This window comes from Streptomyces sp. NPDC002130, from assembly GCF_040296465.1.
In the GTDB taxonomy this organism is placed as follows: Bacteria; Actinomycetota; Actinomycetes; order Streptomycetales; family Streptomycetaceae; genus Streptomyces.
Genome location: NZ_JBEOXI010001168.1, coordinates 1 through 1103 on the forward strand (window position 1 = coordinate 1; position 1103 = coordinate 1103).

Consider the following 1103-nt stretch of genomic DNA (forward strand, 5'->3'; position numbering starts at 1 on the left):
CTGCGGAGGAGTTGGCGGAGCAGTTTGCCGCAGCGCTTGCGGAACCCGGTCCTCATCTCATCGAGGTCATGCTGCCACCCCCGTCGTGATTTCGACTTCGAGTCGATCATCGATCGTGTATTCAATGGAGGTTTTCGGTGCTAGCCGCGATCGGTCTGTCTCTTCCGATTGCCCTCGGCCTGCTTTTCGTCTCGATGCCCATGGCGGTGATCGTGCTCGTCATGATCACCGCTGGAGCACATCGCGGGGCGGCATCTTTTCTACTCGGGTGGGTCCTCGGAATCTCGGCAGTCGTTGCGGTGACCATCGTGATCGCGGACTATTCGTTTGCGGAGTCGGAGTCGGAGTCGGCGTCGGGGTCGGCGCAGAGTTCGGTGTGGTCGAGCGTCGTACGAATCGTGTTGGGGCTCGTTCTGTTCGGATTGGCGTTCAAGCAGTGGCGAGCGCGTCCGAGGGACGGAAGTGATCCGACAGTTCCGAAGTGGATGAAGAGCATCGACGGGTTGACTCCGCGGAAGGCGTTCGGGTTGGCGTTCTTGTCCGCGGCGGTCAATCCCAAGAATGCAGCGCTCGCGGTATCCGGTGCGGCCACTATCGCAGTCGCCACGAATGTTGTTGCCCAACAGATTGTTGCCGCGGTGATCTTCACGATCATCGCGAGCGTCGGTATCGCGTCGCCGATCCTGGTGAAGGTGTTCTCCGGCAAGCGAGCCGACGACATCCTCGTGTCGGCGAAAGCTTGGATGACGGCGAACAATGCAGTGATGATGGCGGTCATTCTGGTGATCCTCGGTGCGACAGTGCTGGGCGAGGGGCTCAGCGGACTGCAATAAGTCGCCTACCATTGGCGGGTGACTGATTTCCACGACGATGCCGCTGGTTCCATTGCTTCCGCAGCTTAGGCTGATCTGCGCGAGCAAGGCCCGCTGAGTCTCGAAGAGTGGGCGACCCATCTCGAGGAGTGCGGATCGGCGACCGAGGTAGCCGACGTGCTCGAGTATCTGTCCGAACCCATGCTCGGATACCTACCGAGCGGAAAGTACGTTGCTCTCGACACTGTCCTCGAAGGTCTCGTGTTCACTCACCGACTCAGCGCCCTGGAG

At 60.5% G+C, this 1103-nt stretch carries 1 protein-coding gene; it reads left to right on the forward strand.

Annotated elements, in window-relative coordinates; translation table 11 throughout:
- Window positions 1-137 precede the first annotated feature (137 nt).
- Window positions 138-833, forward strand: coding sequence for a GAP family protein (locus ABT116_RS49340; protein WP_298777109.1), 696 nt, complete (start codon window positions 138-140; stop codon window positions 831-833).
- Window positions 834-1103 lie beyond the last annotated feature (270 nt).